The organism is Streptomyces sp. NPDC028635, assembly GCF_040637635.1.
In the GTDB taxonomy this organism is placed as follows: Bacteria; Actinomycetota; Actinomycetes; order Streptomycetales; family Streptomycetaceae; genus Streptomyces.
On record NZ_JBEZWX010000081.1, the window covers coordinates 1 to 6107 of the forward strand.

Sequence of the window (6107 nt, forward strand, 5' to 3'; positions counted from 1 at the left end):
AAGAAGCCCGAGGGTGACTGCGCCACCGGCACCAACCTGCCGGACAAGAAGGACACCGCGGGGCTGAAGTCCAACACCCGCCTGTGCTACCCCTCGTTCTGGGCGCCGGATCCCGAGGTCGAGGACATCGACTGGTTCCACAAGTACGTGGTGGACTCCATCGAGGAACTCCCCAACGTCGACGGCGCGTTCGCGACGAAGACGGCGTACGTCTACAAGAACCCGGGCTGGAAGCTCGCCGACCAGGAGTTCACCAAGAAGTCCACCCGGACGTATTCGCAGTTCGCGGGCGTCGAGCAGACCACCGTCATCACCGGCACGGACGACGCGTCGATCGGCTCCAAGCGCTCCAAGGCGGTGACCCGCTTCTTCCGCGGCATGGGTGACACCGTGTCCGTGAAGGACATCACCGGCACCGAGATCGCCAAGGACCGCGACGCCTTCGCCGGCCGCATCGCCGAAGAACTCGACTACGACAACGCCACCGACGCCGACACCGACTGGGTGTCCCGCTCGGTCACCGTCCCCGAGGCCACCGAACTGGCCCACCGCGACCGCGACGACGGCCTCGACCCACTGCGCGCCTGGCGCGTCACCGAACCGGACGAGATCGCCTACACGAAGTCGTCCGGCACCAACAGCGACGACACCCGCACCGAGCGGGTCGTGAAGACCCACACCACCTACGAGCCGACCTATGGTCTGCCCGTGCTGGTGGAATCCCTCGGTGACACCGGCAAGACCGGCGACGAGTCCTGCACCAAGTCGGAGTACGTCCACAACACCGCCAAGAACCTGATCGGCCTGTCCAAGCAGGTCCTGGTCTCCCCGACGACGTGTGCGGCGGCCGACTTCTCGGACCTGTCCACGCTCAGTGGCGGCAACCGGACGGCGTACGACGGCCAGGGTTACGGTGTTGCTCTTGCGGACACCACCAAGGGCGAGGCGTCCGAGTCGTGGTCGATCAACGGTGACGGCAACGGCTGGCAGTCGGACGGCACGACCGAGTTCGACGCCATCGGCCGCGTCACCCGCACTACTGACACCGACCACAAGACGTCCGGTCTGATCACCTACGAGCCGGCCACCGGACAGGTCTTCAAGGTCACCGACACCAACGCAGTCGGCCAGTCCGAAACGCGTGAGATCGAGCCGGGCCGCGGCACCACCACCAAGACGGTCGATGCCAACGGCCACGTCTCGCAAGCGGAGTTCGACCCGCTGGGCCGCATGGAGAAGGCCTGGGCGGCGGACCGTGCACCGTCCGACACCGCGGTGCCGGACTTCCGCGCCGTCTACACCGTCCCCGAGTACAAGGAGGGTGAGGACCGCAAGCCGTCCTACGTCACCACCTACACCCGCGGCTACAACGACAAGATCGACACCTCTGTCACCGTCTACGACGGTCTCGGCCGCGAGCGGCAGCAGCAGGAGCAGGCGGACGGTGGCGGCTGGCTGATCACCGACTCGCTGTACAACAGCTCCGGTGAGGTCTGGCAGACCAACAACGCCTACCTGACCTACGAGTCCAAGCCCGGCGAGCTGTTCTCTCCGGAGGCCGACACGCAGGTCCCCAACATCACCCGCTACACCTACGACGGTTCGGGCCGCGTGCTCCAGGAGACGCCGGTCCTGAAGATCGTCGATCCGCTGACCGGGGAGGCGTCCTCCAAGGAGGTCCCGGAGCGGGCCACCAAGTACGAGTACGGCCTGGACTGGTCCAAGGTCGACAATCCGCAGGGCACCTCCGACTACCGCGTCTACACCGACGCGCTCGGCCGCAGCTCCCGGGTCGACACCTTCAACCCGGACGCGCCCGGCGGCTTCACGTCGATGCGCTACGCCTACGACGCCCTTGGCCAGCTGGTGAAGGCGACCAACTCCGCCGACGCCACCCACCCGTGGACGTGGACGTACGACCACCGCGGTCGTCAGGACTCCGCCACCGACCCGGACCGGGGCACGACGCGGACGTCGTACGACAGCCACGACCGGCCGGTGACCACGACGAACGCTCGTGGTATCACGGTCTGGAACGGTTACGACCAGTTGTCGCGGCCGACCGAGCAGCGCCTGAAGGACGCATCCGGCACTCTGCTCGCCAACTTCACCTACGACCTGGCGCCCGGCGGCAAGGGCATGCCCTACACCGCCACCCGCTACACGGACGGTGAGGCCTACACCCAGCAGGTCAACGGCTACGACAAGGACTACCAGCCGACCTCGACCACGCTGACCCTGCCGGACACCCTGGCTACCACCTGGGGCCTGGACAAGTCGTACACGTACGACTACAAGTACAGCGACAACGGCATGCTGGAGGAGTCCACGCTGCCGAAGATCGGCAAGCTCGGCTCCGAGAAGCTCGTCGTCCGCTACAACGAGGACGGCAAGCCGCTCTCCATCTCCGGTAAGGACTGGTACGGCTCGGAGACGGTCTACGACCCCTACGGCCAGGTGCTGCGCTCCACGCTCGGCGCCCAGCCCTACCGGGTCTGGACCCAGTCGACCTACGACGAGTCCAGCGGTGAGCTCAAGGACCAGCAGGTCTACCGCGAGAAGAGCGACGACAAGTCCCTCGTCTCGGGCAACCTGGTCTCCAAGCGGTCGTACACCTACGACCCGTCGGGCAACGTCACCTCCATCCAGGAGGGCGCGACCGGCATCGACGAGCGCCAGTGCTTCGTCTACAACCCGCTGGGCGAGCTGAAGACGGCCTGGACCTCCAAGGACCAGTCCTCCTGCACGAGCCCGAAGAACACCGACGGCACGCTGAACGTGGCGGCCGGCAAGGACAACTCCGGCTACTGGCAGGAGTATGAGTACGACCTGCTCGGCAACCGCAAGACCCTGACCGAGAAGGACCTCACCGGCAACACCGCCAAGGACGCCACGACCACCTACGCCTACGGCAAGGCCGACGGCACCCAGCCGCACACGCTGACCAAGGTGTCCAAGACCTACACCACGCCGCAGGGCGCGCAGGTCAAGGCCGAGGCGGAGCGTCTGTACGAGCTCACCGGCGAGACCAAGACCATCACCTCGATCCAGAACGGCGACAAGCAGTCCCTGTCCTGGACGTATGACGGTCAGATCGACCGCATCACCGGCGCGGGCACCGGCGGCAAGACCCCGTACGTGGGCCTCGCCGACAAGTGCCTCGACCTGAGGTCCGGCCTCGCTGTCGCCGGGACGGCGATCCAGCTCTACGGCTGCAACGGCTCCCCGGCGCAGAACTGGCGCTTCAGCCAGACCCCGGGCGGCACCAACCCCGACCAGGGCACGCTGAACGTCTACGACAACTGGTGCGTCCAGCCCGCCGGCAACACCGCCGGCTCGGCTGTCCAGCTCCAGAAGTGCGACGGCTCGGCCGCCCAGGAGCTCAAGCGCAACGCTTCCGGCCAGCTGACGCATGTGGCCTCGGGCCTGTGCCTGGCGGTCCAGGGCGCCAACTCGGCGAACTCCACTGCGATCGTGTTGGCCACTTGCGACGCCACGAAGGCCGAGCAGGTGTGGCTGCCGCAGAACGACACCCGCTACATCTACGGCCCCGATGGGTCGGCTCTGCTGACCATCAAGGGCAAGCAGGCCACCCTGACCCTGGGGGATGCCGAGGTCACCGTCCAGAAGGGCGGCGTCCTCGTCCAGACCCAGCGCACCTACCCCTCCCCGGGCGGCGCGGTCATGCGCTACGCCTACGGCACCGGCGCCGACAAGCTGGTCGCCATCACCGGTGACCACCAGGGCAGCCCGTACGCCGAGGTCGCCCTCGACGGCGGCATGTCGGTGCGGATCCGCAAGCAGGACCCGTTCGGCAACCAGCGCGGTACCGACACGGCCGGCGTCAACAGGCAGTTGCACAAGGGATTCCTCGGTGCCTCGGAGGACAGTGCCTCGGGCTTCGTGTCGCTGGGTGCACGTCTGTACGACCCGGTGGTCGGCCGCTTCGTGTCCGCCGACCCGGTGCTGGACCTCAACGACATCCTGCAGTCCAACGGCTACACCTACGCGCACAACAACCCGGTGACGTTCTCCGACCCGTCGGGTATGTCCATCGCGCTGACCGCTTCCGAGCGGGCCGCGGCCCTCGCGGGCGCGGGTCTGTCCGCGGCGCAGGTCGCGCAGGCGCAGGCGATGCAGGGCAAGTCCCTCACCTCGGTCATCCTGGCCGTGGCCTGGGAGACGCTGAAGGACTTCATCGGCATCAACGACGCCATGGCCTGCTTCGGCGGCGACATGTGGTCCTGCATCAGCATCGCGGTCGACGCCATCCCGTGGACCAAGCTGGGCAAGATCCCGTCCGTCATCAAGGCCGTCAAGCGCACCATCAAGGCCGTCGAATCCTTCCGCGCGGCCAAGAAGGCAGCCGAGATCGTCCTCAAGGCGGCCAAGGCAGCCGAACGGGCAGCGCTGAGAGCGAAGAAACTCGCCATCGAACGCGCCAAGAAACTCGCGGCGCAACGAGCGAAGAAGAGAGCCGCAGAAGCAGCCAAGAGAACCGCCGACAAGGCGGCCGAAGCAGCCAGAAAGACGGGTAACCCCCGCCACAAGGCCGCACAGGCGCAGGCGGCCCCGAAGGTGTCGTCCCACACCCGCGGTGGCGGCAAGGGCGGAGGCAGCGGCGGCTCCAAGCCCGGTGGGAAGTCCGGCGGCTCTTCCAAGAGCAACGGAGGAACCAGCGGCAGCGGCGGCTCGGGCAAGGCCGACGGCGGCGGAAGCCGCCCCGGCTGCAACAGCTTCACCCCGGGCACCAAGGTCCTGATGGCCAACGGCACCACGAAGGCGATCGAGAAGGTCAGGACCGGCGACAAGGTTGTGGCGACCGACCCGAAGACGGGCGAGACCCGGATCGAGACGGTCACGGCCGAGATCAAGGGCCAGGGCCTCAAGCACCTGGTAAAGATCACGGTCGACACCGATGGCAAGAAGGGCAGCAGGACGGCCCAGGTCACCGCGACTGACGGCCACCCCTTCTGGGTTCCGGAACTGCACGCCTGGGTCAAGGCCACGCACCTGCAGGCCGGCGAGTGGCTGCAGACCAGCGCCGGCACCCACGTCCAGGTCACCGCGGTCGAGCGCTCGACGAGCCTCGACGCGACCGTCCACAACCTGACGGTCTCCGACGTCCACACGTACTACGTGCTGGCGGGTGCGACATCCGTCCTGGTGCACAACGACAGCTGCCCGACTGGGGGAGACAGCACCCCGACCTATGTGGGCACGCCCAAGGACCCTGGAGTCCCGCGGCTCGTCGATGCCATTGAGGCCCGCTACCCTGGCCACGTGGTGGCGGTCGAGATCAAGATCGTCGACAACGGTCAGCACGTCACCGACTTCGACGTGGTGACCCGCAACGCGGTGATCCAGGTGAAGACCGGTACGGGCAAGGGCTCAGGACACGACCACGAGCGATACGAGTCGGCCACCGACTATCCGGTCATCAGTTTCATCTGGCCGAGCAAGAAGTTGAAGCCATCGGTCGTCCGGGGTCAGGAGGCGGCGGGCCAGCTGGTCACGACCGATCTCGACACACTCCTGGCGGTGATCGCTCCATGAGACGGGAGAGGTAGCCATGTCCTGGCCTTCTGTGGTCCTGTTGGCGAGCGCTCACGAGTGCACCGCCATAGAGGCCACGGTGCGGTCCCTCGGAGTCGGAAAGGATCCGCTCGGCGCAGGAGACTTCCTGCACTGGAACGGGAACTCCTACGCTCTGGACTTCTCGGGCGCTGTCCTCTCGGACTTCGAGCCCGAGGAGGTGGAGGATGTGAGGCGGAGGATCGGAGAAGAACCGCATGCGATCTATGTGTCCTGTGAGTCCATGGACGCTGCGCGCATGCTCCTGTCCTCCGTGCTCCCGGGTTTCTCGGGCCTGATCGACACGAACCACGGTGACGTCATCGAGTTCGCCGAGTTCGTCGATCTCCTCGACAAGCACCCTCAATGGGACTGGCGCCGAACGGAGGTCACCGAGCTCCTCGGACGGTCAGGGAACGTCTAGACCGCCCGTTGGTCTCGTGCCCCGAGGTCCTCGACGGCCAGGCCGCCTATCTGCACGCCCTGTCCGCCGCGCTCGCCGACCGCCCCGCCTTCCTCGGCATGACGCTGGG

Annotated in this window: 2 protein-coding genes; both read left to right on the forward strand. The window is 67.0% G+C overall.

Annotation, left to right across the window (positions count from 1 at the left end; translation table 11 throughout):
* Window positions 1–5556, forward strand: a 5556-nt coding sequence (locus AB0E88_RS35580) for a polymorphic toxin-type HINT domain-containing protein (protein ID WP_361639333.1), incomplete at its 5' end; no start/stop codon positions are given.
* Between the two features lie 16 nt (window positions 5557–5572).
* Window positions 5573–5998: a hypothetical protein gene (locus AB0E88_RS35585; protein WP_361639336.1), complete on the forward strand. Its 426-nt coding sequence runs from the start codon at window positions 5573–5575 to the stop codon at window positions 5996–5998.
* Window positions 5999–6107 lie beyond the last annotated feature (109 nt).

Bases quoted from the DNA above. Each gene is read 5' to 3' on its own strand.
- AB0E88_RS35585 (WP_361639336.1), top strand. From the start codon at position 5,573: ATGTCCTGGCCTTCTGTGGTCCTGTTGGCGAGCGCTCACGAGTGCACC.